General features: G+C 73.3%; 18 protein-coding genes, 1 pseudogene and 1 riboswitch. Of the genes and pseudogenes, 8 read left to right on the forward strand and 11 right to left on the reverse strand.

What is annotated here, in order from left to right:
* Positions 1-306 precede the first annotated feature (306 nt).
* The 4 genes from ACFY1P_RS20930 to ACFY1P_RS20945 all read left to right on the forward strand — a co-directional run bounded on the left by ACFY1P_RS20930 (position 307) and on the right by ACFY1P_RS20945 (position 4,026).
* Positions 307-897: a class I SAM-dependent methyltransferase gene (locus ACFY1P_RS20930; RefSeq protein ID WP_361533412.1), complete on the forward strand. Its 591-nt coding sequence runs from the start codon at positions 307-309 to the stop codon at positions 895-897.
* A gap of 46 nt (positions 898-943) precedes the next feature.
* Positions 944-1,864 (forward strand): N-acetylmuramoyl-L-alanine amidase, encoded by a 921-nt coding sequence (locus ACFY1P_RS20935; RefSeq protein ID WP_361533415.1) that lies wholly within the window; start codon positions 944-946, stop codon positions 1,862-1,864.
* Positions 1,865-2,038: 174 nt separating this feature from the next.
* Positions 2,039-2,893 (forward strand): hypothetical protein, encoded by an 855-nt coding sequence (locus ACFY1P_RS20940; RefSeq protein ID WP_361533418.1) that lies wholly within the window; start codon positions 2,039-2,041, stop codon positions 2,891-2,893.
* A gap of 122 nt (positions 2,894-3,015) precedes the next feature.
* The gene (locus tag ACFY1P_RS20945; RefSeq protein WP_361533421.1) at positions 3,016-4,026 is read left to right on the forward strand and encodes an LLM class F420-dependent oxidoreductase; all 1,011 of its coding nucleotides are present in this window, start codon (positions 3,016-3,018) and stop codon (positions 4,024-4,026) included.
* A gap of 377 nt (positions 4,027-4,403) precedes the next feature.
* Here the strand turns inward: ACFY1P_RS20945 and ACFY1P_RS20950 are convergent, their stop codons facing one another.
* The 6 genes and pseudogenes from ACFY1P_RS20950 to ACFY1P_RS20975 form a co-directional block, all read right to left on the reverse strand.
* Positions 4,404-5,822 carry a M1 family metallopeptidase gene (locus ACFY1P_RS20950; protein WP_390751518.1) on the reverse strand — a complete coding sequence of 473 codons (1,419 nt, stop codon included), beginning with the start codon at positions 5,820-5,822 and terminating at the stop codon, positions 4,404-4,406.
* Between the two features lie 28 nt (positions 5,823-5,850).
* Positions 5,851-6,643: pseudogene (locus ACFY1P_RS20955) on the reverse strand (maleylpyruvate isomerase family mycothiol-dependent enzyme).
* A gap of 60 nt (positions 6,644-6,703) precedes the next feature.
* On the reverse strand, positions 6,704-7,243 hold the full coding sequence (locus ACFY1P_RS20960) for a hypothetical protein (RefSeq protein WP_361534907.1): 540 nt from the start codon (positions 7,241-7,243) through the stop codon (positions 6,704-6,706).
* A gap of 355 nt (positions 7,244-7,598) precedes the next feature.
* Positions 7,599-8,678, reverse strand: coding sequence for a prenyltransferase (locus tag ACFY1P_RS20965; protein WP_390751519.1), 1,080 nt, complete (start codon positions 8,676-8,678; stop codon positions 7,599-7,601).
* On the reverse strand, positions 8,675-9,409 hold the full coding sequence (locus tag ACFY1P_RS20970) for a methyltransferase domain-containing protein (RefSeq protein WP_361534913.1): 735 nt from the start codon (positions 9,407-9,409) through the stop codon (positions 8,675-8,677). The genes ACFY1P_RS20965 and ACFY1P_RS20970 overlap by 4 nt, the downstream gene beginning before the upstream one ends.
* Positions 9,410-9,516: 107 nt before the next feature.
* Positions 9,517-10,890: a glycosyltransferase family 4 protein gene (locus ACFY1P_RS20975; protein ID WP_390751520.1), complete on the reverse strand. Its 1,374-nt coding sequence runs from the start codon at positions 10,888-10,890 to the stop codon at positions 9,517-9,519.
* A 220-nt stretch (positions 10,891-11,110) separates the two neighbouring features.
* Between ACFY1P_RS20975 and ACFY1P_RS20980 the strand changes: the two genes are divergently transcribed.
* Entirely contained in the window at positions 11,111-11,770 is a 660-nt protein-coding gene (locus tag ACFY1P_RS20980) for a TetR family transcriptional regulator (RefSeq protein ID WP_390751521.1), read from the forward strand.
* A gap of 237 nt (positions 11,771-12,007) precedes the next feature.
* Positions 12,008-12,619 (forward strand): response regulator transcription factor, encoded by a 612-nt coding sequence (locus ACFY1P_RS20985; RefSeq protein ID WP_361534892.1) that lies wholly within the window; start codon positions 12,008-12,010, stop codon positions 12,617-12,619.
* Between the two features lie 78 nt (positions 12,620-12,697).
* Here the strand turns inward: ACFY1P_RS20985 and ACFY1P_RS20990 are convergent, their stop codons facing one another.
* The 5 genes from ACFY1P_RS20990 to ACFY1P_RS21010 all read right to left on the reverse strand — a co-directional run bounded on the left by ACFY1P_RS20990 (position 12,698) and on the right by ACFY1P_RS21010 (position 21,285).
* Positions 12,698-14,407 (reverse strand): ATP-binding cassette domain-containing protein, encoded by a 1,710-nt coding sequence (locus ACFY1P_RS20990; protein ID WP_390751522.1) that lies wholly within the window; start codon positions 14,405-14,407, stop codon positions 12,698-12,700.
* 408 nt (positions 14,408-14,815) lie between these two features.
* Positions 14,816-16,582, reverse strand: a complete 1,767-nt coding sequence (locus tag ACFY1P_RS20995) for an ABC transporter ATP-binding protein (protein WP_390751523.1) — start codon at positions 16,580-16,582, stop codon at positions 14,816-14,818.
* 100 nt (positions 16,583-16,682) lie between these two features.
* On the reverse strand, positions 16,683-16,805 hold the full coding sequence (locus ACFY1P_RS21000; RefSeq protein ID WP_361534385.1) for a SapB/AmfS family lanthipeptide: 123 nt from the start codon (positions 16,803-16,805) through the stop codon (positions 16,683-16,685).
* Positions 16,806-16,840: 35 nt separating this feature from the next.
* Positions 16,841-19,489, reverse strand: coding sequence for a class III lanthionine synthetase LanKC (gene lanKC, locus ACFY1P_RS21005; protein ID WP_390751524.1), 2,649 nt, complete (start codon positions 19,487-19,489; stop codon positions 16,841-16,843).
* A 347-nt stretch (positions 19,490-19,836) separates the two neighbouring features.
* Positions 19,837-21,285, reverse strand: coding sequence for an aldehyde dehydrogenase (locus tag ACFY1P_RS21010; protein ID WP_361534379.1), 1,449 nt, complete (start codon positions 21,283-21,285; stop codon positions 19,837-19,839).
* Between the two features lie 692 nt (positions 21,286-21,977).
* Positions 21,978-22,095, forward strand: a riboswitch (cobalamin riboswitch).
* A gap of 225 nt (positions 22,096-22,320) precedes the next feature.
* Between ACFY1P_RS21010 and ACFY1P_RS21015 the strand changes: the two genes are divergently transcribed.
* Both ACFY1P_RS21015 and ACFY1P_RS21020 read left to right on the forward strand, forming a co-directional pair.
* A complete protein-coding gene (locus ACFY1P_RS21015) occupies positions 22,321-23,619 on the forward strand; it encodes a prenyltransferase/squalene oxidase repeat-containing protein (RefSeq protein ID WP_361535688.1) in 1,299 nt (432 codons plus the stop codon).
* Complete coding sequence (locus ACFY1P_RS21020) at positions 23,616-24,266, forward strand: SCO2322 family protein (RefSeq protein WP_361535685.1); 651 nt, start codon at positions 23,616-23,618, stop codon at positions 24,264-24,266. The genes ACFY1P_RS21015 and ACFY1P_RS21020 overlap by 4 nt, the downstream gene beginning before the upstream one ends.
* The last annotated feature ends 21 nt before the right edge of the window (positions 24,267-24,287 follow it).

Genomic DNA, 24,287 nt, shown 5'->3' on the forward strand with positions numbered 1-24,287 from the left:
GGCTTCGCCCCAGACCCCGGTCCTCAAACGCCGGACGGGCTGGATTGTGCGGACCGTAACCAGCACATTCAGCCCGTCCGGCGATTGAGGACAGCGCGCGAAGCGTGCTTCGGGGTCTGGGGCGAAGCCCCAGTTCGGGAAGGGGCGGGGCTGGGGAAAAGAAACCGCCCCCCGCACAGAACCCGAACCGGGCTCCGGGCCCGCGGCCCGGTAAGAGAACATGACCCCAGCAACCCAAACCGCCGCGGAGGAACCGTGCCCCCCAAACCCCAAACCCTAGCCGCTTTCGAAGCGGCGAAAGGCTTCATGCCGACAGACGAAGGCCTCGCCCTCCACGAAGCCGCCGAAGCGGCAGCGGCGACGCTCCCCCACCCGCTCCTCGAAGTCGGCACGTACTGCGGCCGGTCCACGATCCTGCTCGCCGACGCCGCCCGGCAGGCCGGGACGACGGTGGTGACCGTGGACCACCACCGCGGCAGCGAGGAGCAGCAGCCCGGCTGGGAGTACCACGACCCGACGGTCGTGGACCCCGAGGTGGGCCGGATGGACACGCTGCCCACGTTCCGGCGCACCCTCCACAAGGCGGGTCTGGAGGAGCACGTCATCGCGGTCGTCGGCCGGTCGCCGCAGGTCGCGGCCGTCTGGGGGGCGCCCCTGGGGCTGGTGTTCATCGACGGCGGGCACACCGACGAGCACGCCACGGGCGACTACGAGGGCTGGGCCCCGCACCTCGCCGAGGGCGGGCTGCTCGTCATCCACGACGTCTTCGCCGACCCGGCGGACGGCGGGCAGGCCCCGTACCGCGTGTACCGCAGGGCCCTCGCGTCCGGGGCGTTCACCGAAGTCTCGGTGACGCGCTCCCTGCACGTTCTGCGCCGTACCGGCCCCGGCATCTGAACCGCGGCGCTAGCATCGCCGGATGTCCAGAGGCAGTTTTCCCCGCATGTCTCCCCGTGCGCTCGTAGCCGTGGCGGCGGTGGTCCCGGCCGGTTTCCTGGGCTGGCTGCTGTGGGACGCGAGCGGTGGCCCGGCGGACGACGGCAAGCGGCCGGCGGCCGCCGCCTCGTCAGCGGCGTCGTCAACTGCGTCGCCGGCGCACCGTACGAGCCCGTCCCCCGAGCCTCGTACGTCCGCGCCGGAGCGGCCGTCGCCGTCCGCGCCGGAGCCGGAGCGCGCCCCGGCCGCCGACGGTCCGCTCAAGGGCAAGGTGGTCGTCGTCGACCCCGGACACAACATCCACAACAGCGAGCACACCGCCGAGATCGACCGCTCCGTGGACATCGGCACGGGCCGCAAGGAGTGCGACACCACCGGGACGTCGACGGACGCCGGTTACGCGGAAGCGGCGTTCAGCCTCGACGTCTCCCACCGGATCCGGCAGCTCCTCCAGGCGCAGGGCGCGGAGGTGCATCTCACCCACGACGGCGACCGGCCGTACGGGCCGTGCGTGGACGAGCGGGCCGGGATCGGGAACAAGGCGCACGCGGACGCGGCCGTCTCCGTGCACGCGGACGGCGCGGCCGTCGGCGACCGCGGCTTCCATGTGATTCTTCCCGCGGCGGTGAAGGGCGGCCGGGCGGACACCGGCCCGATCGCCGGACCGTCGAAGGAGCTGGGCGAGCGGATAGCGGGGAACTTCGTACGGACGACCGGAAGCGCGCCGTCCAACTACATCGGCGGCGGCACCGGGCTCGACACGCGCTCGGATCTCGGCGGCCTCAACCTCTCGACGATTCCCAAGGTGTTCATCGAGTGCGGCAATATGCGCGACCCCCAGGACGCCGCTCTGCTCACCGACCCGGCATGGCGCCAGAAAGCGGCGCAAGGGATCGCGAACGGTGTCGCGGACTTCCTGCGGAGGTAAGTACCGGCAGGCCACGGGCATGTCACGAGGGTGATACGAAGGAGACGCCCCGACCTCTCAGGCGATAGGTTCACCCGTACGATGGGGGGCCACCCCCGCGCCCCCCGCATCTCGCGTACCGGCGACAGCGACGAAGACTGATCAACGCTGATCAACACTGACAAAGGATTTTAGGTGAACATCCGCTCCCTCACTCGAGGCGACGGCGTGGTGATCGGAGCAGCGGTGTTGCTGTTCATCGCCTCGTTCCTCAGCTTCTACTCGTACGACTGCGGCGCGCAGTCGTCGTTCTGCCCGACGGAGCCGAACGGCTGGAAGTCCGGCCTGTTCCCCGTACTGCCGTCGATCTTCCTCGCCGGGATCATCGCCGCCGCTCTCATCGTCGCCGCCCGTTTCCAGCCCGAGGGGCGCAAGCTCGTCGGCATGGGCCTGGACCAGTGGGGCACCGCGTTCGCGGTGTTCGCCGCGTGGTCCTCGCTGTGGACGATCGTCGGCGGCGGTTCCCAGGTGTCCGCGGGTGTCGGTCAGATCCTCGGCCTGATCGCCAACCTCGCGATCGCCGCGGCCGCGCTGCTCACGCCGCGCACCCCGGCGCTCAAGGCCCCGCTGGTGGGCACCCCGGGCCCGCAGGCCCCGGGTCCCTACGGCGTCGGCCCCAACCCGGGCTACGGCTACCCCGGCGGCATGCAGCAGCAGCCCGGTGCCGCGGGCCCGTACGGCGCCCAGCCCTCGTACGGCGGCCAGCCCCAGCAGTCCCAGCAGGACCACGGCATGGGCGAGGCGGCCGCCGCCGCTCCGCAGGCCGCGGCGCAGCCCGCCGCTCCGGCCGCGGACTTCGCCCCGTTCTGGTTCGCCGTGCCGGTGGCCCGTCCGCTGTACGCGGAGGACGGCTCCCCGACGCCGGTCGCCGAGCTCGCGCCCGGCACCTGGTACCTCGCGGTCGACCAGCGCGGTGAGGCCCTCGTCGCGCAGACGCAGGACGGCCGCCGCGGTGTGCTCCAGGACACCACGGGCATCCAGCGCGGCTGACGCGCGCGCACGCCCCTCTCGACGGCCCGCCGGCATCTCCCCGGCGGGCCGTCGTCTTGTCCGGCGCCGGGCGGGTCCGTACAGTCGCATAACTGACACACCGTCAGCTCATGGGGGTGGCCATGCGGCTCGGACTCGCGCTCGGCTACTGGGGCCGCGGCCCCGACCCCCGCCACCTGGAACTCGCCGTCGAGGCGGAACGGCTGGGCTACGACTCCGTCTGGACGGCCGAGTCCTGGGGCTCCGACGCCTTCACCGCCCTCACCTGGATCGCCGCCCACACCCGGCGCGTACGGCTCGGCACGGCGGTCGCGCAGATGGCCGCGCGCGCCCCGACCGCGACCGCGATGCACGCGCTGACCCTCGACCACCTCTCCGGCGGCCGGATGCTGCTCGGACTCGGGCTGTCCGGCCCCCAGGTCGTGGAGGGGTGGTACGGACGCCCCTTCCCGGAGAGCCCGCTGACCGCGACCCGGGAGTACGTCGAGGTCGTACGGCAGGTGCTGCGCCGCCGGGCGCCTGTCACTCTCGACGGCCGCTACCACCCCCTCCCCTGGACCGGCCCCGGCGCCACGGGCCTCGGCAAGCCGCTCAAGCCGGTCACCCATCCCCTGCGGCCCGACCTGCCCGTCCTGCTCGGCGCCGAAGGCCCCCGGAACATCGCCCAGACCGTGCGCATCGCCGACGGCTGGCTGCCGCTCTACTGGTCCCCGATGCGCACCGGCCTCCACGCGGCGGCCCTCGCCCGTGCCCCCGAAGGCTTCATGGTCGCCCCGCTCGCCCAGGCCCACCTCTGCGCGGACGTGGCCGAGGGACTCCGCCCCGTGAAGGCCATGCTCGGCTTCTACATCGGCGCCATGGGCCACGCGACCCGCAACTTCCACGCCGACCTCATGGCCCGCATGGGCTTCCCCGAGGAGGCGTCCCGGGTCCGCTCCCTCTTCCTCGCGGGCCGCCGCGAGGAGGCTGCCGCCGCTGTCCCGTCCGCCTTCGCCGACGAGATTTCCCTGGTGGGGCCGCGGTCCCGGATCGCGGAGCGGCTGGAGCTCTGGCGCTCTGGGCCGGTGACGGATCTGCTGGTGGTGACGCGGGATGTGGGGACGTTGCGGGTGCTCGCGGAATTGAACGGGTAGGGGGTGGGGGTGCGTTGCCGGGTGCGGCGTTTTGTTCCCCAGCCCCGCCCCTTCCCGGCTGCGTCTGCTGTGCGGCTCCGCCGCGTGGGGGGGCTCCGCCTGCGGCGCTTTGTTCCCCTACCCCGCCCCTTCCCGAAACTGGGGCTTCGCCCCAGACCCCGCAACACGCTTCGCGCGCTGTCCTCAAACTCCCCCAGCTACCGCTGGGAGGTGCCCCCAACGGGCTGAAATCAGCCCGTCCGGCGTTTGAGGACGCTCCCCCAGACTTCGTCCGGGGGGACCCCCAAGGGCGCTGGGATCCGGGGTCTCCCCGGTTTCGGGAAGGGGCGGGGCTGGGGAACAAAGCCCGCCGCAGGCGCAGCGGACCCGCACGCTCCCTACGGCCGCCCCTCCCCCCAAAGCCACTTATCGAAGAGCGGCTTCAGACTCCGCCCCGCCCTCTCCTCACACAGCGCCACAAACTCCGCCGTATCCCCATTCCCATGCCGATGATCCGCCACCCACTTCCGCACGATGGCGAAGAACACCCCATCCCCCACCCCCCGCCGCAATTCATGCAAAAGCATCGCCCCCCGCCCATAAACCGGCGGATCGGATATCTTCTCCGGCGTGGGATCCCCCGGCGGGAAGGCCCAGATCCCCGAACTCTCGGGATCCTTGCCGGAATAGAAGTCGTCGAAGATGCGCTGCACCGGCCGGCCGCCTTCCTTCTCCTCCCACATCCATTCCGCGTACTGCGCGAAGCTCTCGCTGAGCCACATGTCGCGCCAGGTGCGGGGGGTGACGGAGTTGCCGAACCACTGGTGGGCGACCTCGTGGACCACGATCGCGTCGGTGGGGGCCTCGTCGAAGTACGGCTTGGTCTGGGTCTCCAGCGCGTAGTCGACGTATTCGTTGTGGTCGACGACCGCTCCGGCCGAGGAGAAGGGGTACGGGCCGAAGAGCCCGCTCGCCCAGTCGATCGCTCGGGGCAGCAGCTTCGCCATGCGCGGGCCCGCGGCGGGTTCCTCGGGGTGGGTGGCGATGTAGACGGGCAGGTCGCCGGCCTTCGTGGTGGTGACCTCGAATTCGTTCACGACGACGCTCGCGAGATAGCTCGCCATCGGCTCCGGGTTGTGCCAGGAGAAGGTGGCGCGGTCGCCGCGCACCTCCTTCCGCTTCAACTCCCCGTTGGCCACCGCGGTGTAGCCCTTGGGCACGGTCACCTCGATGTCGTAGGCGGCCTTGTCGGAGGGGTGGTGGTTGCCGGGGAACCAGGCCATGGAGCCGGTGGGTTCGCCCAGGGCCGCGGCGCCGCTGTCCGTCTCCACCCAGCCTTCGAGGGACTCGCCGTCCGCGTCCGTGATCTCCTTCGGGACGCCTTCGTAGACGACGACCGTCTGGAATTCGCGGCCCTTGTCCAGCGCCGTGCCGGGGGTCACCGTCAGCTCGGTGCCCTTGCGTGCCGTGCCGGCCGGCTTCCCGTCGACGCGGGCGTCGCGCACCTTCATGCCCTTGAGGTCGAGGTTGAAGGCGTCCAGGTCCTGGCTGGCGCGGGCGGTGATGACGGCGGTGGCGTGCAGGCGGTTGCCCTCCGGTTCGTAGTCCAGCGTCAGGCCGTAGTGCTGGACGTCGTAACCGCCGTTGCCCAGACGGGGGAAGAGCGGGTCGCCGGCCCCGTCGGCACCCGCCTTCCCGCTGTCGCTCCCCGTGGAACAGGAGGTGACGAGCATCAGGGCCGCGGGCAGCAGCACCCCGCGCCGCAGCCGCCGGCGCGGGGCCGCACACCTCGCGGAGGATCTGGGTATACCGGTCATACCCGCGATGCTCTCACCCGGCCGCCGCTCAGCCGAAGCTGGCCGTCTCCAGCCAGAGGTCGAGGACCGCGCGGTCGCCCAGGATCTCGACCCGGCCGCTGTCGGCCGGCTGCCGCTGGTAGAAGACGGTCAGCACGTCGGCCACCGGACCGCGCAGGGCGACGGCCGCCTTCTCGTGGGCGTGCCGCCACGCCATGCGCTCGCCGGTGAGATCGACGAACCACTCGGCCGGGGTGTCCGTGGCGTGCAGATGGAGCGTGCGGCCGGGGCCCAGCAGCCCCTTCAGCTCCGGCTTGCGCTCCAGCAGTATGGGGTGCGTGGACATCTCCAGCCATTCGTCCAGGCAGTCCACCGCCACCTCAGGATCGACGGTGAACTCGACGCCGGCCGTCCGCTGCGCGTCGGCCCGGTGGATGAGCGTCTCGTGCGTCATCCGACGGGGCCCAGAAGACGGCGGTCGGGCTGCCGAAGAACGTCCACACCGCGGCATCGGGGCCCGCCTCGCGCAGCGTGGCCACCACCCTCTCCGCGCCCTCGGTCAGCCAGGCACCGAGGGCCTCCTCGTCGTCGGGGGACGGGTCCTCGGGGCCGAAGTCGACGCCGAAGTGCTCGGCGGTCACGTCGAATTCGGTGGTCCTCGTGCGCACCAGCGACTCGGCGAACCGGTGCGCCCGGCCGACGTGCAGCACGAGCTGGGCCAGGGTCCAGTCGGGGCAGGTGGGCACGGTCGCCGCCAGATCGGCACCACGCAGCGCGGCGCGCATCAGCGCGGCCTGGGCGAGAATCTCGGAACAGTAGCGGTCATGGCTGAGTTCGGTCATGTGGCCACTGTAAAGAGGGGCACTGACAACGCCCTTGCCGAAGGCTCTCGTTCGGGCCCGTCAGCCCTTCTGGATGTCGGAGTAGGACGGCACCTGGTCGGTGACCGGGGCGCCCGCGCCCTTGCCCGCGTCCTTCACGTTGTTGATGACCTTGTCGTAGGCGTTCGCGTCGTTGTCGGTGGCGTCGCCCTTGCGGAACTTCGTGGTCAGCCCCTTGAGCGAGTCGATGCCCGCGCTGAGCGGCGCCACGGCCTTGGCGAGGGTCGGGTCGCCCTTCGCGTTGTTCACGGCGGCCTTGAAGCGGTTGTACGAGAACGTGCCCGCGAGGCCCGCCTTCACCAGGGCGACGGTGCGGCCGTCGGCACCCTTCTTGAAGGCACCGTTCCGGTAGGGCTTGATGACCCACTGGTACGCGGCTCCCGCGGCGAGCCCGGCGTTGGTCACGAAGCGCGTCTTCGCGAACTTCTGCCGCTCCACGGAGTTGGTGGGGGTGGGGCCGCCCGTGTTCTCCGCTTCCTTCTTCTCCTTGCCGCCGCAGCCGGCGCCGGTGAGCAGGAGAGCGCAGACGAGGGGCACGGTGATGGCGGCGCGGCGAGACACGGTGACCTCCGGTGGGGGGCGATGTTCCCTGCCGCAAGGGTGGCGGGTGGGCGGGGGCGCGTGCCAGGGGGCGCGGGCCGTTCGGGTGACGCCCGCTTTTCGCCTGCGGCGGGCTTGTTCCCCAGCCCCGCCCCTTCCCGAAACCGGGGCTTCGCCCCAGACCCCCTGACCGCGCTTCGCGCGGTGTCCTCAAACGCCGGACGGGCTGATTGTGCTGGTTACGGTCAGCACCATTCAGCCCGTCCGGCGTTTGAGGACACCCGGCGAAGCCGGGTCGGGGTCCGGGGTCTCCCCGGTTTCGGGAAGGGGCGGGGCTGGGGAACAAAAAGAAGCCCGCCGCCAGGCGCCCAAGGCGTCAGCAGCAGTCCGGCTCCAAGCCGACAGGCAACCGCTCGCCCCCGAACACCGCCGTCGTCGCCTCGTCACCGCCCAGCGCCGCGACAGCGAGAAGCAGGGAACCCGCCGTCCACGCGGTCAGTTCCTCCGGCCAGATCGCGTCGTCCTCGAAGACGTAGCCCGTCCAGTAGAGGCCGTTCTCGGCCCGCAGGTGCTGGATCCACTGGAGGATCTCCACGGCGCGGTCGGACTCGCCCATCACCCACAGGGCGAGGGCGAGTTCGCAGCTCTCGCCGCCGGTCACCCAGGGGTTCGGCAGGACGCACCGGACGCCGAGGCCCGGCACCACGAAGCGGTCCCAGCCCTCCTCGATGCGCTCCTTGGCCGCGGGGCCGGTGAGCGCGCCGCCGAGCACCGGGTAGTACCAGTCCATGGAGTAGCGGCCCTTGTCGAGGAACCGCTCCGGGTGCTCGCGGATGGCGTGGGCCAGCAGGCCGGTCGCCAACTCCCAGCCCGGCTGCGGCTCCTCGCGGTGCTCGGCGATGGCCAGGGCGCAGCGCAGCGCCTGGTGGATCGAGGAGGAGCCGGTGAGGAGCGCGTCGGTGACGTCCGTGCCGTCCTCCTCCCGCTTCCAGCCGATCTGGCCGCCGGGCTGCTGGAGCCGCAGGACGAATTCGACGGCGGCGAAGACGGTCGGCCACATGCGGTCGAGGAAGGCGTCGTCGCCGGTGGAGAGGTAGTGGTGCCAGACGCCGACGGCGACGTAGGCGACGAAGTTGGTCTCGCGGCCGCGGTCGGTGGGGTCGGCGGCGTCCCCGTCGGCGTACGCGGCGTACCACGAGCCGTCGGGGTTCTGGTGCTCCGCGAGCCAGCGGTAGGCGGCCGCGGCGCGGGCGTGCTCGCCGGCGGTGTCCAGGGCCATGGCGGCCTCGACGTGGTCCCACGGGTCGAGGTGGTGCCCGCGGAACCAGGGTATGGCGCCGTCCTCGCGCTGCGCGGCGGCGATGCCGGCCACCGTGCGGGCGGCCTGGTCCGCAGTGAGGACGCCGGGCAGTACGAGGCGGTCGGTGCGCTCCGGCCCGTGGCCGGCCCTGGTCACGCGCGCTCCCCGGCGGTGGCGTGCGGCTTGGTCGCGTACGCCACGAAGCTCTTGCCGATGACGGGGTTGAGGAGCTGCTCGGCGACGCGGGTGGCCTTGGGCTTCTTCATGATGTCCCAGACCAGCAGCTTGTGGTAGGCGCGGACGGGCAGCGCCTTGTCGTTGTCGACGCCGAAGGCGCACTTGAGCCACCAGTAGGGGCTGTGCAGGCCGTGCGCGTGGTGGGTGCCGTACGGCGCCAGGCCCGCCTCGCGCATCTTGTCGAGGAGTTCGTCGCCGCGGTAGATGCGGATGTGGCCGCCCTCGACCTCGTGGTAGGCGTCGGAGAGCGCCCAGCAGACCTTCTCCGGGCCGTAGCGGGGCACGGTGACGGCGATCCGGCCGCCGGGCTTGAGGACGCGGACCATCTCGGCGAGCACGCCCTTGTCGTCGGGGATGTGCTCCATCACCTCGGAGATGATGACGACGTCGAAGCTCTCGTCGGGGAAGGGCAGGGCGAGGGCGTCGCCCTCCATGGCGGTGGCGGTGGCGCCCGCGGGGGCCTCACCGGCCTCCTTCATGGCCGCGAACCACTTGGCGACCTCGCGTATCTCCTCGGCGTTGCGGTCGAGGGCGACGACCTGCGCGCCTCGCCGGTAGCACTCGAAGGCGTGCCGGCCCGCGCCGCACCCCAGATCGAGGACGCGGTCGCCTGCGGCGAGCGGGAAGCGGGAGAAATCGACGGTCAGCACGAATGTTTGCTTTCGTCCGGCGGGTCAGGTCGATGGGCGCGAAGGGTCACGGCGTGGCCGGGCCCGTCCGGGGCCCGGCCGTGGGAAGGGGCGGGCGGGAAGCGCCATCAGCCGCGCCGCCCCGCCATCGCGGCGGCGGAGCCCTGCCGGCCGATCGCGGCGCGGTACCGCTCGGCGGTGCCGATCGCCGCCTGCCGCCAGGTGAAGCGGGACAGCACGCGCTCGCGGCCCGCCGCGCCGAGCCGGCGCCGGAGCGCCTCGTCACCGAGCAGCCGCTCCAGCGCGGAGGCCAGTGCTCCGGGGTCGCCCGGCGGCACCGCCAGGCACGTCTCGCCGTCGGGTCCGGCGACCTCGGGGATCGCCCCGCCCGTCGTGGCGACCAGCGGCGTGCCCGTGGCCATCGCCTCGGCGGCCGGCAGGGAGAAGCCCTCGTACAGCGAGGGGACGCAGGAGACCTGGGCCGAGCGCACGAGGTCGACGAGCTCCGCGTCGGTGATGCCCTTGACGAACTCGACCGCGCCTTCCAGGCCGCACCGCCTGATGGCGGTGGCCACCGGGCCGTCCTCCGCGCGCTTGCCGACCACGACGAGGTGGGCCGCGGGGTGCCGCGCGCGCACGACGGCCAGGGCCTCGACGAGGTGGACGAGGCCCTTGAGGGGCACGTCCGCGCTGGAGGTGGTGACGATCCGGCCGGACACCTCGGGCACGGCCGGGTCGGGCGAGAAGAGGTCGGTGTCGGCGCCGATGGGCACGACGTGGACCCGGCTCGGGGAGACCCCGAGGTGGGTGACGATCTCCTGTCGCGAGGAGCCGGAGACGGTCAGCACGGACGGCAGCCGCCGGGCGACCCGCTTCTGCATGCGGGTGAAGCCGTACCAGCGGCGCACGGACGCGCGCCGCTTCCAGTCGGCCGCGGCGTCGAGGTCGAGCTGCCGGTCGACGGTGATGGGGTGGTGAATGGTGGTCACCAGGGGCGCGCCGAGCACGGTGGGGCCGCCGAGCAGGCCGTAGCCGAGCGTCTGGTTGTCGTGCACGACGTCGAACCGGCCGCGGTGCGCGGCGAGGTGACGGCGGGCCCGCAGGCTGAAGGTGAGCGGTTCCGGGAAGCCGCCGGTCCACATGGTGGCCACCTCCAGCGCGTCGATCCAGTCGCGGTACTCGTCGCGGCCGGGCGTGCGGAAGGGGTCGGGCTGGCGGTAGAGGTCGAGGCTGGGCAGCTCGGTGAGGCTCACCCGGCCGCCGCCGACGACGGCGCCTTCGTCGTCACCGTCGAGGACGGGATAGGGCTGGGAACCGATGACCTCGACATGGTGGCCGAGGCGGGCGAGCTCGCGCGAGAGGTGGCGTACGTAGACGCCCTGGCCGCCGCAGAACGGGTTCCCCTTATACGTGAGCAGGGCGATCCGCAGCGGGCGGTCACCGCCCCCGTCCACGGGGTGGTCGTCGTGCGCGAGCGCTGCCTCCGTGGCCTCCGCGGTCACTCCCGGCCTCCTTCTCGCTGCTGTTCCCGCCGGAGCGTAACCGGTCGCGCTAATCTAGAACAAGTTTCAGACTGGGTAGTCCGGAAGCCTTGAATCTACCGGCCGGACGGCCAGTCGAGCGGGCCGGATCGGGTGATTCGCGCCACGGCTCGGCCCCTGCCATGCTGTGCCGTCCGGGCCCCACGGACACCGCTGGACGGCTCGCCACGGAATGGGACATATGACTACGGACTCCAGGTCGGCACCGACGCCGGCGTCGGCCGCCCCTTCCCCGCTGCCCAAACCCCTGCTGACGGAGCGTCAGGAGGCCCGGCGGCAGCGCATCCTCCAGGCCACCACCCGGCTGGCGACCCGGGGCGGCTTCGACGCCGTGCAGATGCGGGAGGTGGCCGAGTCGTCGAACGTCGCGCTCGGCACGCTCTACCGCTACTTCCCCTCGAAGATCCACCTGCTGGTCGCCACCATGCAGGACCAGCTCCAGCAGCTCCACGAGACGCTGCGCAAGCGCCCGTTGACGGACGAGGACCCGGCGGCACGCGTGGCCCAGACGCTGATGCGCGCCTTCCGCGCGATGCAGCGCGAGCCCCACCTCGCGGACGCGATGGTGCGCGCCCTCACCTTCGCCGACCGGTCCGTCAGCTCCGAGGTCGACACCGTCTCCCGGCTGACCACGGCGATCATCCTGGACGCGATGGGCCCCGCGGGCGCGGCCGGACCGCCCACCCCCGAGCGGCTCTCGGCCGTGCGCGTCATCGAGCACACCTGGCACTCGGCGCTGACCACCTGGCTGTCCGGACGGGCCTCCATCGCCCAGGTCAAGATCGACATCGAGACGGTTTGCCGGCTCATCAATCTCACCAGCCCCAACTCCCCCCGCTGAACGCCTCCTTCACCCCGCTTTGCCATAAGACGCCCTTCTTCCATTTCCGCTGGCAAGAGGTTCCGGGAGGCGCGTTCGAGTGAACTTGGGGCGCGCGTGGCGTGAAGTGTGCGCCCTTGCGCCCCCCGCAGGTCAGTTATCCACGCCCGTGACCGTGGCACACGCCGGTATGAATTTGACGAAGTACCCGGTGCGGGGTTCACCGCCCGGGGTGGCGGGAGGGCGGGGGCTGACACCGTGATCCGGGTCTTGCTGGTGCACGACACCCATCTGCTGCGCGCTGCCCTGGCGGCGCTGATCGGGCGAGAACCCGACCTGGAGGTCTCGGCGTCCTCCTGGACCCACTCGGTGGCCGAGTCACGGGCGCTGCGCCCTCATGTGTGCGTGGTGGACATGGACAGCCCCGAGGCCGGCGGTCCGTACGGCCTGCGGGAGCTCTCGGCGTGGTGTGACACCGGGGACGGCACGTCGGCCCTGTTGGCCCTGGCGACGGCGGAACGGCCGGGCCCCCTGCGCCGGGCGTACGAGGAGCGGGTGTTGGGGTACTTGAGCAAAAACGCTTCACCTGGCCGGCTGATCGAGGGGATAAGGCGGGTGGCGAAGGGCGAGCGCTATATCGACGAGTCCCTCGGCTACAGCTTCCTGCAAGCCTCCGACATACCGCTGACCAACCGCGAGCTGACCGTCCTCTCCCTCGCGGCGGAGGGCGCCTCCATCGGGGAGATAGCCCGCAGCCTGCACCTGTCGAACGGGACCGTGCGCAACTACATGGCGGCGATCACCCGCAAGACGGGCGCCCGCAACCGCGTGGACGCCATCCGCATCTCGCGCGTGGAGGGCTGGGTCTGAGCGGCGGCGGTGCCTCCGGGAAGCACCGGAGGCACCGCTTCACCGGGTTCACGGGGCGCTGGATTCACGAGGCCGGATTCACAGGGCTGGATTCACGGGGCCGGATTCACTGGGGGCCGAACCGAGCCTGTCCGGGCGCACCTCCGCCGTGAGGTCGCGGTAGAGCTCCGACTCCTCCAGCAGCTCCTCGTGCGTGCCGAGGGCGGTGCGCGCCCCGTCCATCACCAGCACGCGGTCCGCGCGGCGCGCGGAGCCCATGCGGTGGGCGATGACGATGAGGGTGCCGCCGGGCCGGTGCGCGAAGGCGCGTTCCACACGTGCCTCCGTGTCCGCGTCGAGGTGGCACGTGGCCTCGTCCAGCACCGCGATCCGCGCGGGCGACAGATAGGCGCGGGCCAGGGCGACGCACTGGCGCTCGCCCGCCGAGAGCTCGGTGGGGGCGAGCGGCGTGGTGAAGCCGCCCAGCCGGTCGACGAGTCCGGTCATGGCGAGGGCCTCGGCGGCGGCGTGCAGTTCCTCCTCCGGTACGCCGTCCGGGCGGAGGTAGCCGAGGTTGTCGGCGAGCGTGCCGGAGAAGACGTACGCCTCCTGCGGGATCAGGACCCGCCCCGCGGGTCCCCCGGCCACGCGCACCTCGCCGCTCCCCGGCTCCAGCAGCCCGGCGACGAGCCCGGCCAGCGTGGACTTGCCCGCCCCCGACGGCCCCACGACGGCGAGCCGGCCGCCGACGGGTACGACGAGGCCGAGACCGCGCAGTACGGGGTCGGCGTGGTCGCCGTAGGAGAAGGTGACGTCCCGCAACTCGACGGCTGCGGCGGCCGGTTCGGGTAGCGCCCGGGGCGGGGGCGGCAGGGGCGGGCCGTCCGTCAGGCGGCGCAGGACCACGGCCAGCCGTGAACCGCTCGCCCCCAGGCCGTGGACGAGGTCCTGGAGAGCGGGCAGCAGCGACTGCGTGAGGTAGGCGAGGGCACCGACGAGCGCGCCGGGGGTGACGCCGCGGTCCAGCAGCCACGGCGTGGTGACCAGCAGCAGGACGAGCGGGAGGCGGCCCGCGACGGCCAGCGCGACGACCCGCAGCACCGACCAGCGGGCCACGGCGAGGGAGGCGCGGAACTCCTCGTCGACGAGGGCGCCCGTCTCCGCGCGGACGCGGCGCTCGGCGCCGCCCGCCGTGATGTCCCGCAGCCCCCCGGCCACCTCGCCCAGGGACTGCGCGATGGCCTCGTCCGTGGCCAGGAACGTCTCCTGGCGGCGGGCGAGCGGCCGCAGCGTGGCCAGGAACAGCCCGAGGCCGAGCGCGAGCGGCGGCACCACGACCACGAGCAGCACGGGCGCCAGCAGGGACAGGCCCACCAGCGCCCCGGCCGCCGTGAAGACGAAGGACCGCGAGACCATCACCAGACCGGCGAACGTGTCGCGGGCGATCTCCACTTGATGCGTCAGCCGGGATACGGCCCCACCGTCGGCGTCCCGCAGCGCCCGCGTCACGACGCGGCCCACGAGCCGGTCGCGCAGCGGCTCGACGAGGGCCGCCACGCCGCGGTACGTACGGCCGGTGCCGTACGCCCCGACGACGACGGCGAGCGCGGCGAGCCCGAGCCAGGCGAGTCCCTCGCCTGGCCGGTGGGCGAGGAAGCCGCTGTCCAGGGCCTTGGCCAGGGCGTATCCGGTGGCGAAGGTATGCGCGGCTTCGACGGCGGACCAGGCGGTGAGCAGGGCGATCGCCTGGCGGCGTGCGGCCAGGAAACGCAGTCCCTCCCGGGACAGGGCGGAAGTGGGGCCGGCCATCCAGGGCTCCCTTCGGGGTGACTGGTGGGCTGTGAGTGCGGTTGCGTTGCGCCTGCGGCGGGCTTTGTTCCCCAGCCCCGCCCCTTCCCGGCTGCATCTGATGTGCGGCTCCGCCGCGTGGGGGCGCTGCCCCAGACCCCGATGTGCGGGTCCGCCGGCTGACGCACAGCGCCTGCGGCGCTGGTCCTCAAACTCCCCCAGCTACCGCTGGGAGGTGCCCCCAACGGGCTGAAATTGCGCACCCGCATCAGCCAAATCCAGCCCGTTGGGGGCACCTCTGGGGGCACCCCCGGACGGAGTCTGGGGGAGGTAGCTGGGGGAGTGTGAGGACACCGCGCGAAGCGCGGTCAGGGGGTCTGGGGTCTCCCCGGTTTCGGGAAGGGGCGGGGCAGGGGAACAAAGCGCCACTCACCCACCGAACACCGCCCGATACCCCGCCGCACAACGCCACAACTCCTCATGCGTACCCACCGCGCGGACGCGCCCGCCCTCCAGCCACGCGACAGCATCCGCGCGCGCCGCCGTCGACGCGCGGTGGGCGACGACGAGGCGGGTGCGGGCGGCGACATCGCGGACGAGGGCCGCGGCGACCTGGCGCTCCGTGACCGTGTCGAGGCTGGAGGTCGCGTCGTCCAGGATCAGGACGCGCCCGGCGTGCGCGAACGCTCTTGCCAGGCCGAGGCGTTGGACCTCGCCGCCGGAGAGGGGCGCCTCGGCGCAGGGAGTGTCGTAGCCGTGCGGGAGCCTGCGGACGAAGCCGTCCGCGCGGGCCGCGCGGGCCGCGGCCGTCACCGCGCCGGGCCCGGGGTCGTGCGCGCCGAACGCCACCGTCCCGCCGATCGTGCCGCCCAGCAGCGCGGGCCGTTCGAAGGCGTAGCCGACCGCCCGCCGCAGTTCGTCGTGGCCCAGCTCCGGGAGTGCGATGCCGTCGAGCGTGACCACGCCGGAGTCCGGGTCGGCCAGCCGCCCGGCGAGGGCGGCCAGCACGGATTTCCCGGTGCCGGAGCGGCCGACGACGGCCAGGGACGTACCGCCCGGCACGGTCAGGTCCAGGTCACGCAGGACGTGCCTGCCGCCGCGCACGGCGCTGACCCCGCGCAGCTCCAGCGTGCCGTCCCCGGGCGGCAGTCGGCGGGCGTCCGGCCCGTACGACAGCGGGGGCACGGCGAGGACGTCGGCGAGCCGGCCGGCGGCGGTGCGGGCGCGGACCGCGGCGTTGAGGTGGCCCACGAGCATGCCGACGCCCGTGGCGAGCACGGCGTAGCGGGAGGCGGCCAGCAGGTCGCCGACGCTCAACTGACCCTGGTTCAGGCGCAGTCCGGCGACGGCGAGGACGGCGATCTGGAGGAGCGGCACGACGGTCACGGCCTGGGCGGCGGCCCGGCCCTGGACCCGCCACATGCGGTGCCCCTGGCCGGAGAGGCCGGGGAGCGGTTCCAGGATGCGCTCGCGCTCACGGTCGGCGGTCCCCGCGGCGGCGATCGTACGGGCTCCGCCGACGGCTTCCACGAGGCGTCCGGCGATGTCCCCCTGGAGTCGCTGGTAGCGCGCGACGCAGTCGGAGGAGGCGCGGGCCAGGGCCCGGAGCAGCAGGGCCAGCAGGGGCGCTCCGGCGAGGAAGGCGACGGCGAGCCAGGGGTCGATCAGGCCGAGGGCGACGATGCCGCCGAGGGGGGCCACGGCGGAGGCCGCGGCCTGGGCGAGCGTGCCGGGGGCGGTGCCCGCGTCGGCGGCGTTGCCGACGAGCCGGGTCACGAGGTCGCCGGGCGCGAAGCGGGCGGTGGCGCGCGGTCCGGCGGCGAGGACGTGGCGCAGCAGGCGGTGGCGGAGCCAGGCGGTGGAGCGTGCGGTGGTGGCGGCTGTGAGCAGGCCGTCGAGCGCGTCGAGGACGGCGGGAGCGCAGATGAGGGCGGTGCACAGGAGGACCCAGCCGCTGGCTGCCCGCCGGGCGAGGAGGAGGTCGAGGGTGTGGCCGAGGGTGGCGGGCAGGGCGAGGGCCACGGCGGAGGAGGCGAGGGCGAGGAGGGTGAGGGCCGCGGCCCGTACGGCGCTGTGGCGGGCGGTGTCGAGCAGCACCCGGTCCCCGGCGGACAGGCGCGGGGTTTTCGGGCGTGCCGGACCGCGGCTCCGCTCCTCGGTCTCCGGGAGCTCGCGCGCGCTCTCCGTCCACACCACCTGCCGGTCACCTCCGTCGTGCGCCCGGGCGGACCCTCCCCCCTCGGGGAAGGTCCGCCCGGGCCCGGTCACGTCCCGTGGGACGTCGCGGACACTCGCGTCACAGACAGATCAGGACGCTCGCGGCGCTGACGCACGAGAGCAGGCTGACGGTGCTCTGACCGCCGCCGCCACCGCCGTGCATCTCTTCGGATTCCATGTTCTGCAGGTCGAGAAGTGCCATGATCGTTCCTTTCGTGGGGACGGGTTGTGCTTTTTTCACGACTCCACAACGGCATGGAGCCGGCTCTTGGGCGCCCGCAGGGGCGGCAGGAACGGCAGCTGGGCGGAGCCGTGGGCCGCGCCCAGGGCGAGGAGACAACCCGCCGTTCCGGTGGTGAGGTCCATGGACAGGCGCATCATCTGGTGGCCGGGGAAGGCGAGTTCGCCTTCGTAGGCCATGGCGTACCAGGAGAGGGCCCGCACCTGTGCGGCCAGGTGCTCCGGTTCCGCGCCCGGTGTCGTGGTGCGGCTGAGGTGCAGGATCATCCCGGCGCGGCCCTGGAAGAGGCCGGGCTGCGCGTAGAAGCGGGACCGGGCGGCCATGACGATGCCCTCGCGCGCCTCGGTGAAGACGGGGTCGGGGTCGGGGCACAGGGCGAGGTAGTCGTCGAGGACCATGCCGATGCCCACGCTGCCGTCGCCGAGATACGGCATGGTCCGCCAGCCCTCGTCTACCTCCAGGAAGCCGTTGTCCCGGCGCACGCAGCGGTCGAGATCCGCCCGCAGGGCCGTGCCGGCGAGGTCGAGCAGGACGGGGGCGCGGGTGCGCTCGTACAGCCGCAGGAAGAGCAGTGCCTGGCCCGCGGCGCCGCGGCTGAGCCCGGCGCGGCGGCGGTCCCGGTCGGCCGGTGCCGCCGCGTCGGCGGTCAGCCGGTCGGCGAGGAGCTGTGCGGCCTCCAGGGCCCGGTCGTGGAGCTGCCGTTCGCCCGTGGTCACCGCGAGGTGGTCGAGGGCGAGGCCGATCCCGGCCAGGCCGCTCCGCAGGTCGGAGGTGAGGCGCTGCCACTTCTCGTCGAGCAGGGTCCCGGTCAGGTCGAGGGCGCGGCCGGTGTGGCCGAGGCGGTCGAGGGTGAGGGCGACTCCGGTGATGCCGTCGTAGAGGCCGAGCGGGGTGCCGGGCGGCAGCGGGTCGGTGTGGTCGAGCAGCCACCGCTCGCCCGCCTCGTAGCGCTCGACGCCCGTCTCGGCGAAGGCGTGCAGCACCCCGGCGGCGCCGTGGGCGAGCCCGAGGCCGCCGCCCTCGCCGAACTGGGCGATGTCGCCCGGGAACAGCCGGTCGTCGCGGTCGGGCGTCGCCGAGGCGAGGATCGCGCGGACCATCGAGTCGCGGGCGCGCGGCCAGTCGTCGGTGGCGGGCAGCGCGGCCACTCCGCCGGAGCGGCCCGTACGCGCCCGCGCCGCGGGCCCGGCGCCGCGGGTGATCTCGGCGACCGCCTCGTCGAGGAACTCCCGTGGCACGGGGAACTGTTCGGCGATCACCTCGGCCAGGTGGGCGGCCTTGTCCCGGTCGATGACGAGCAGCATGGTGACGGGCAGGAAGAGCGCGAGCCGCAGGCAGGCCAGGGCGTAGCGGTCCACGTCGGGGCCCCTGCGGTCCGGCGGCGCGAAGAAGCCGGGGTGGGCGACGACCTGGCGGCCGTGCTCGGCGGCGGGGGCGGCGGCCTCGAAGTCGATGAGGGTGACGGAGCGTTCGTCGGGCGCGACCATGATGTTGAACATGTGCAGGTCGTTGAAGACGAGCCCCCTGGCGTGCACGGCGGTGACCGCCTCCTCGACCGCGCGGTGGACGCGCAGCGCCCAGGCCGTGTAGTCGGCCGTGGCGGCGGGGTCGGGGTCGGTCGCGAGCAGCGGGTGGCGTTCGGCGAAGAAGGAGTTGAGGGTGCGGCCCTCGATGAAGTCCATGACGAGGAAGCTGTGGTCGCCGAGCGTGAACCAGTCGCGGACCTCGGGGGCGACGCCGAGGCCGGTCAGCCGCTCCAGCGCGGCCTTCTCGCGCTCCAGCCGGGCCACGGCGTCGGCGCCGTCGGAGGCGAGCCCGGCGTGCGGGCGCCCTTCCTTGAGGACGACCTTGCGGCCGTCGCGGGTGTCGGTGCCCGTATAGACGCCGCCGCCGTTGGAGAAGTGCAGGGCCTTCTCGATGCGGTACGGCAGGTCGCCGACGGTGGTGGCGTTGCGTGCCGCGAGGTGGGGTTCGAGGAAGGCGGGGAGGGTGACCCAGGAGGGCACCTGGAAGGCGGGGGTGCGCGCGTCGGGCACCAGCTGCCCGTCGGCGTTCTCGACGGCGGGCACGAGCGTGCCGCGCTCGTCGACGCAGAAGCGGCGGGCGAAGGCGCCGTAGCGGACGTAGAGCGGGCCCTCGTGCCAGCGCAGGTCGGTGAGGACGTACGGGCTGGGGCGGCCGCCGATGACCGCGTGCAGCTCGGTGAGCGTGGTGCGCAGCTGCTCCTCGCCGTCGGGGTAGATGGTGATGAACTTCCCGCTGTGGTCGCGCCCGGCGTATTTGGTGTTGCGCAGGTGCAGCAGGTGCGGGCCGGGGACGAACTTGAAGGGGATGCACCGCTCGACGCAGTAGTCCCAGACGTCGGCCGCGGTCTTGTCCGCGGTGTCGGCGGTCGCGGACACATGGATCTTCCAGCCCTGGAGCGGCTGTCCGGGGCGGGGCGAGCCGGTGGCGTCGAGCGGCTGGAGATGGAGCCAGTCGCCACTGCGCGCGGTGTCCCAGCCGGCCGGGACCGGGCGCCGCGCGGTCTCGAACAGTGCGCTCGGACCCGTCCCCTCGGCGCCCTTCCCGGCGGCGGACAAGCGGTCCGGGGTCTCGTAGAAATGCCTGTCGGCCAGGCAGTAGACCTCGTACCGCTTGTCCATCGGTTACCCCCTCGGCTGGCTTGCGTCGAGATTTCCACGGCGCGAGGGAGCGGGCCAGTCACAGCTGTCATGAACAGGCAGTGCGGAACTCATGAGTAACCGGTGGGGAGCGGTCCGGGAGTTGAGCCGGGTGGGGCGAGGCAGCCGGCCTCGCCCCGGAGGCACTCTCCGGAGGCCACCCCCTTACGGCAGAGGGAGTCCTCAAGCGCCGGACGGTCGCGGTCCGGAACGGCCGCAATCGCGCGCCCACTTCGGCCGCTTCCGGCCCGGTGCCCGGGCGGATTCCGGGGGCGCGAGAACAGCGCCGCGCGGCGGCGGGGGAACTCCGCGCCCGTGGCAGCACAGCGCTACGAGGCCGGCAGGTGGATCATCTTGTGCTCCTGGTACGCCGCGAAGCCCTCGGGCCCGAATTCGCGGCCCAGGCCGGAGTTCTTGTAACCGCCGAAGGGGCCGAGCATGTCGAGGCTGAAGGTGTTCACGGAGTAGGTGCCGGTGCGCACGCGGCGGGCGATGTCGATGCCGCGTTCGACGTCGGCGGTCCAGACGCTGCCGGAGAGGCCGTAGTCGGAGTCGTCGGCGATGCGCACGGCCTCCTCCTCGTCCTCGTAGGGCAGCAGGCAGATGACGGGGCCGAAGATCTCCTCGCGGGCGATCCGCATGGTGTTGGTGACCTCGCCGAAGAGGGTGGGCTCGACGTACCACCCGCGCTCGTGGCCCGCCGGGCGGCCGCCGCCCGCGAGGACCTTGGCACCCTCGCGCTGCCCGAGCGCGATGTAGTCCAGCGAGCGCCGCTGCTGCCGCTGCGCGACCAGCGGGCCGACCTGCGTGGCCGGGTCGAGCGGATCACCGACGACGAGGGCGTCGGCGGCCGCGGCGAATCGCCCGGCCAGTTCCTCGTAGTGGACGCGGGGGACGAGGATGCGGGTCTGGGCGACGCACGCCTGGCCGTTGTTCATCCAGGCACTGGGCACGATGCCCGCGACGGCGGCCTCCAGGTCGGCGTCCGGGAGGATGATCGCGGCGGACTTCCCGCCGAGCTCCAGCGTGACGCGGGTGAGGTTGCGGGCGGCGACCTCCATGACGCGCTTGCCGGAGGCGACGGATCCGGTGAAGGACACCTTGTCGACCCCGGGGTGCCCGACGAGATACTCCCCGACCTCGCGCCCGGCGGGCAGGATGGACAGGACGCCCTCGGGCAGCCCGGACTCGGCGACGATCTCGGCGAGGACATAGGCATCCAGGGGCGTCTCGGGGGCCGGCTTGAGCACCACCGAACAGCCGGTGAGCAGCGCGGGCGCGAGCTTGGCGGCGGCCACGAACTGCGGAACGTTCCACGGGACGACGGCGGCGACCACCCCCACGGGCTCGCGCCGCACGAGCAGCGGCCCCAGCACGCCGTCGCGCCGCTCCTCGTACGGGATGTCCCGGGCGACGCCGATCGCGCAGTCCCACACCATCATCGCGCCGAGGGCCTGCGCGAGAACGCTCCAGGAACGGGGGGAGCCGTTCTGCGCGGAGATCACCTCGGCGATCTCCTCGTGGCGGGCGGCGATGCCGTCCTTGATGCGGGTGACGACCTCGATCCGCTCGGCGAGGGGCCGGTCGGCCCAGACACCGGCGTCGAAGGAGGCACGGGCCGCGCCGACGGCCCGGTCGACGTCCTCACGCGTGGCGTGCGGCACACGCCCGATGATCTCCTCGCTGTGCGGCGAGACGACCTCGATGACGTCCCGGCCCGCGGGGTCACACATCGCCCCGCCGATGAAGAGCTGCCCGTACTCGACGATCTCCGGCATACCGCGCCTCCCGCCTAGCCGTTCCTGACATCCCGTCAGATACCAGCTCCGGCCGAAGTGAGCAATGCCTTCTCCGCCGGGGGCGGGGGCGCGTGCGGCGGGCTTGCTCCCCTACCCCGCCCCTTCCCGACCGGGGCACGCGCCCCAGACCCCTGGCTGCGGGACGGTGGGCGCGTGCGGCGGGCTTGCTCCCCTACCCCGCCCCTTCCCGGCTGCGTCTGATCTGCGGCTCCGCCGCGTGGGGGCGCTGCCCCAGACCCCCGGCTGCGTGCCGGTGGGCGCCTGCGGCGCTTTCTTCCCCTACCCCGCCCCTTCCCGAAACTGGGGCTCCGCCCCAGACCCCGAACCTCAGGTCCGTTGCCGCCTACGGCGGGAACGCCCTTCGGGCGTGTCCTCAATCGCCGGACGGGCTGGTTGTTGCCCGGAACGGGCCTTCATGTCGCTCTCCGGCGGGAGGGGGTGGGGTCGGAGGGTGGGGTTCTGGAACGCGGTGCGTCGTCACGGCACTCAAAACGCGTAACGGTGCCCGCACCGCGTTCCAGGTCCTCAGCCCGGAGGCCCCACCCCCGGCACCCACCACACACCCAAGCCCGGCCGGCGATTGAGGCCGCCCGCCGCAGGCGCACACAACCCGCACCCGACAACGGCGAGCCCACAAACCCACCCCGGCCACCCCCACCGCACACGGCTAAAGTGTCCGTGACAACTTCATCCCGCCTCGGAACGGGGAAAGCCGGTGCGAATCCGGCGCTGACCCGCAACCGTCACTACGGCCCGCCCGGAACACCCGACAGGGCCGTACCAGCCGGACCACCCGAACCCAGGCGGCAGGCTCCGGATCCGGCCGTTCCGCCCCGCGGCGCGTGCCCGATCCACCGGCACCGTCGAGGTATGCGGAGCCGAGCCCGGTGCCACCGCGGTGAGACCGCGGAGGGGTCGCCGTGCGCGGCCGCGTCACCGACGCGGACCGCGACCATCACAGTGACACCCAAAGCGACACCCGCAGTGACACCCACCGAGAGGCACCGACACCCCATGGCCCCCTCCCTCGCCGTCCACGCGCGCCGCGGCGCCGCGGCCCTGGCCACCGCCGCCGTCCTGAGCGCGACCGGCGCGGCCATGGCCCCGGCGGCATCCGCCGACACACCGCCGTCCTCAGGAGCAACCCCGGCGGCCGCCCTCTTCGGCTCCTCGGACCCGAAGTTCGACGGTGTCTTCCGGCAGTCCCTGGCGCTCCTCGCGCAGCACACGGCGGGCGTGTCGTCCCCGAAGCCGGCCGTCGACTGGCTGGCCGGGCAGCAGTGCGCGGACGGCGGCTTCACCGCCTACCGCGCGGACGCCGCCAAGGCGTGCGACGCGAAGACGCCGCTGGACAGCAACGCGACGGCCGCCGCCGTCCAGGCGCTCGCCGCGCTCGGCGGGCACGGCGGTGCCGTGACCAAGGCCGTGGGGTGGCTGAAGTCCACGCAGAACGAGGACGGCGGCTGGGCGTACAACCCCGGCGGCCCGAGCGACGCCAACTCCACGTCGATCGTGATCGGCGCGCTGGCCGCGGCGGGCGAGGACCCCAAGAAGGTCACCTCCAAGCGGGGCGTCTCGGCCTACGACGGGCTGGTCGCCTTCGGGCTGGGCTGTGACGTCGACGAGGCGGACCGCGGCGCGTTCGCGTACCAGCCGGACAAGTCGGGCAAGCTCGCCGCGAACGCCGACGCCACGGCGGCGGTCGCCCTCGCCGGGCTCGGGAAGGGCTACGCGGTGGAGCCCGCGGGCAAGGACAACACCGACCCGAAGCCGCTGTCCTGCAAGGGCGACGAGGCCGGGACGTCCGACCCGAAGGCCGCGGCGGACGCGGCGTCCGCGTACCTCGCGCGGACCATGGACAAGGAGCAGGACGGCGCGCACCTGGTCGCCGCCCAGCCGGGCGCCGACAAGCCCGCGCCGGACTACGGCAACACCGCCGAGGCCGTCATCGCCCTCGCGGCGGGCGGTCACCGCGACGCCGCCGCGAAGCCGCTGAAGTGGCTGGAGCAGAACTCCGCCGCCTGGGCCAAGCAGGCCGGCCCGGCCGCCTACGCCCAGCTCGTCCTCGCCGCCCACGCGGCGGGCGCGGACCCGCGTGACTTCGGCGGCGCGGACCTCGTCTCGCAGCTGACCGCGACGGGCCCGAAGGCGGAGGCCGCGGCGTCCCCGTCGGAGAAGAAGGACGAGAAGAAGGAAGAGAAGAAGAAGGACGACAAGGGCCTGGGCAGCTGGTGGATCGTCGGCGTCTTCTTCGTCGCGAGCGTCGGCGCGGGATTCCTGCTGAGCGGCCGCAAGAAGAAGAACCAGCTGTGAGGGCCGGGCACCGGTCCCTGGCCGCGCTCCTGCTCGCCGGGGTCCTCGCCGTCCTCACCGTCGCGCCCGCCCAGGCGGCCGGCTACCGCTACTGGTCCTTCTGGGACGGCCACGGCAAGGACTGGGCGTACGCCACCCAGGGCCCGGCCACGGCCCGCCCCGCCGACGGCGACACCATCGGATTCCGCTTCGCCGTGAGCGAGGACTCGAAGAACGCCGCGAAGCCGCGCACCGCCCCCGACTTCGGGGCGGTGTGCGACCGGACGCCCGCCAAGGACGGCGACAAGCGCGTGGCCGTCGTCCTGGACTTCGGCACGCCCGCCGACGCGCCCGCCGGCGAGACCCCGCCCCCGGCGCGTACGGCGTGCGCGCAGGTCGGCAAGGACGCCAGCGCCGGTGAGGCGCTCGCGGCCGCCGCCAAGCCGCTGCGGTACGACTCCGCGGCGCTGCTGTGCGCCATCGCGGGTTACCCGAAGTCGGGCTGCGGCGAGCAGGTGAGCGGCAAGAAGAGCGCGGAGCCGGCCGCCACCGACACCGCGAAGGGCGACGGCGGCGGCCCCTCGGCCGGGCTGATCGGCGGCATCGCCGCCGTGGTCGTCCTCGGCGCCGCCGGGGTGTGGCAGGCCCGGCGCCGCAAGCGCGGATGAGCGCGGGCGAGCGGGGCGAGG

The organism is Streptomyces sp. NPDC001407 (assembly GCF_042895325.1).
Lineage (GTDB): Bacteria > Actinomycetota > Actinomycetes > Streptomycetales > Streptomycetaceae > Streptomyces.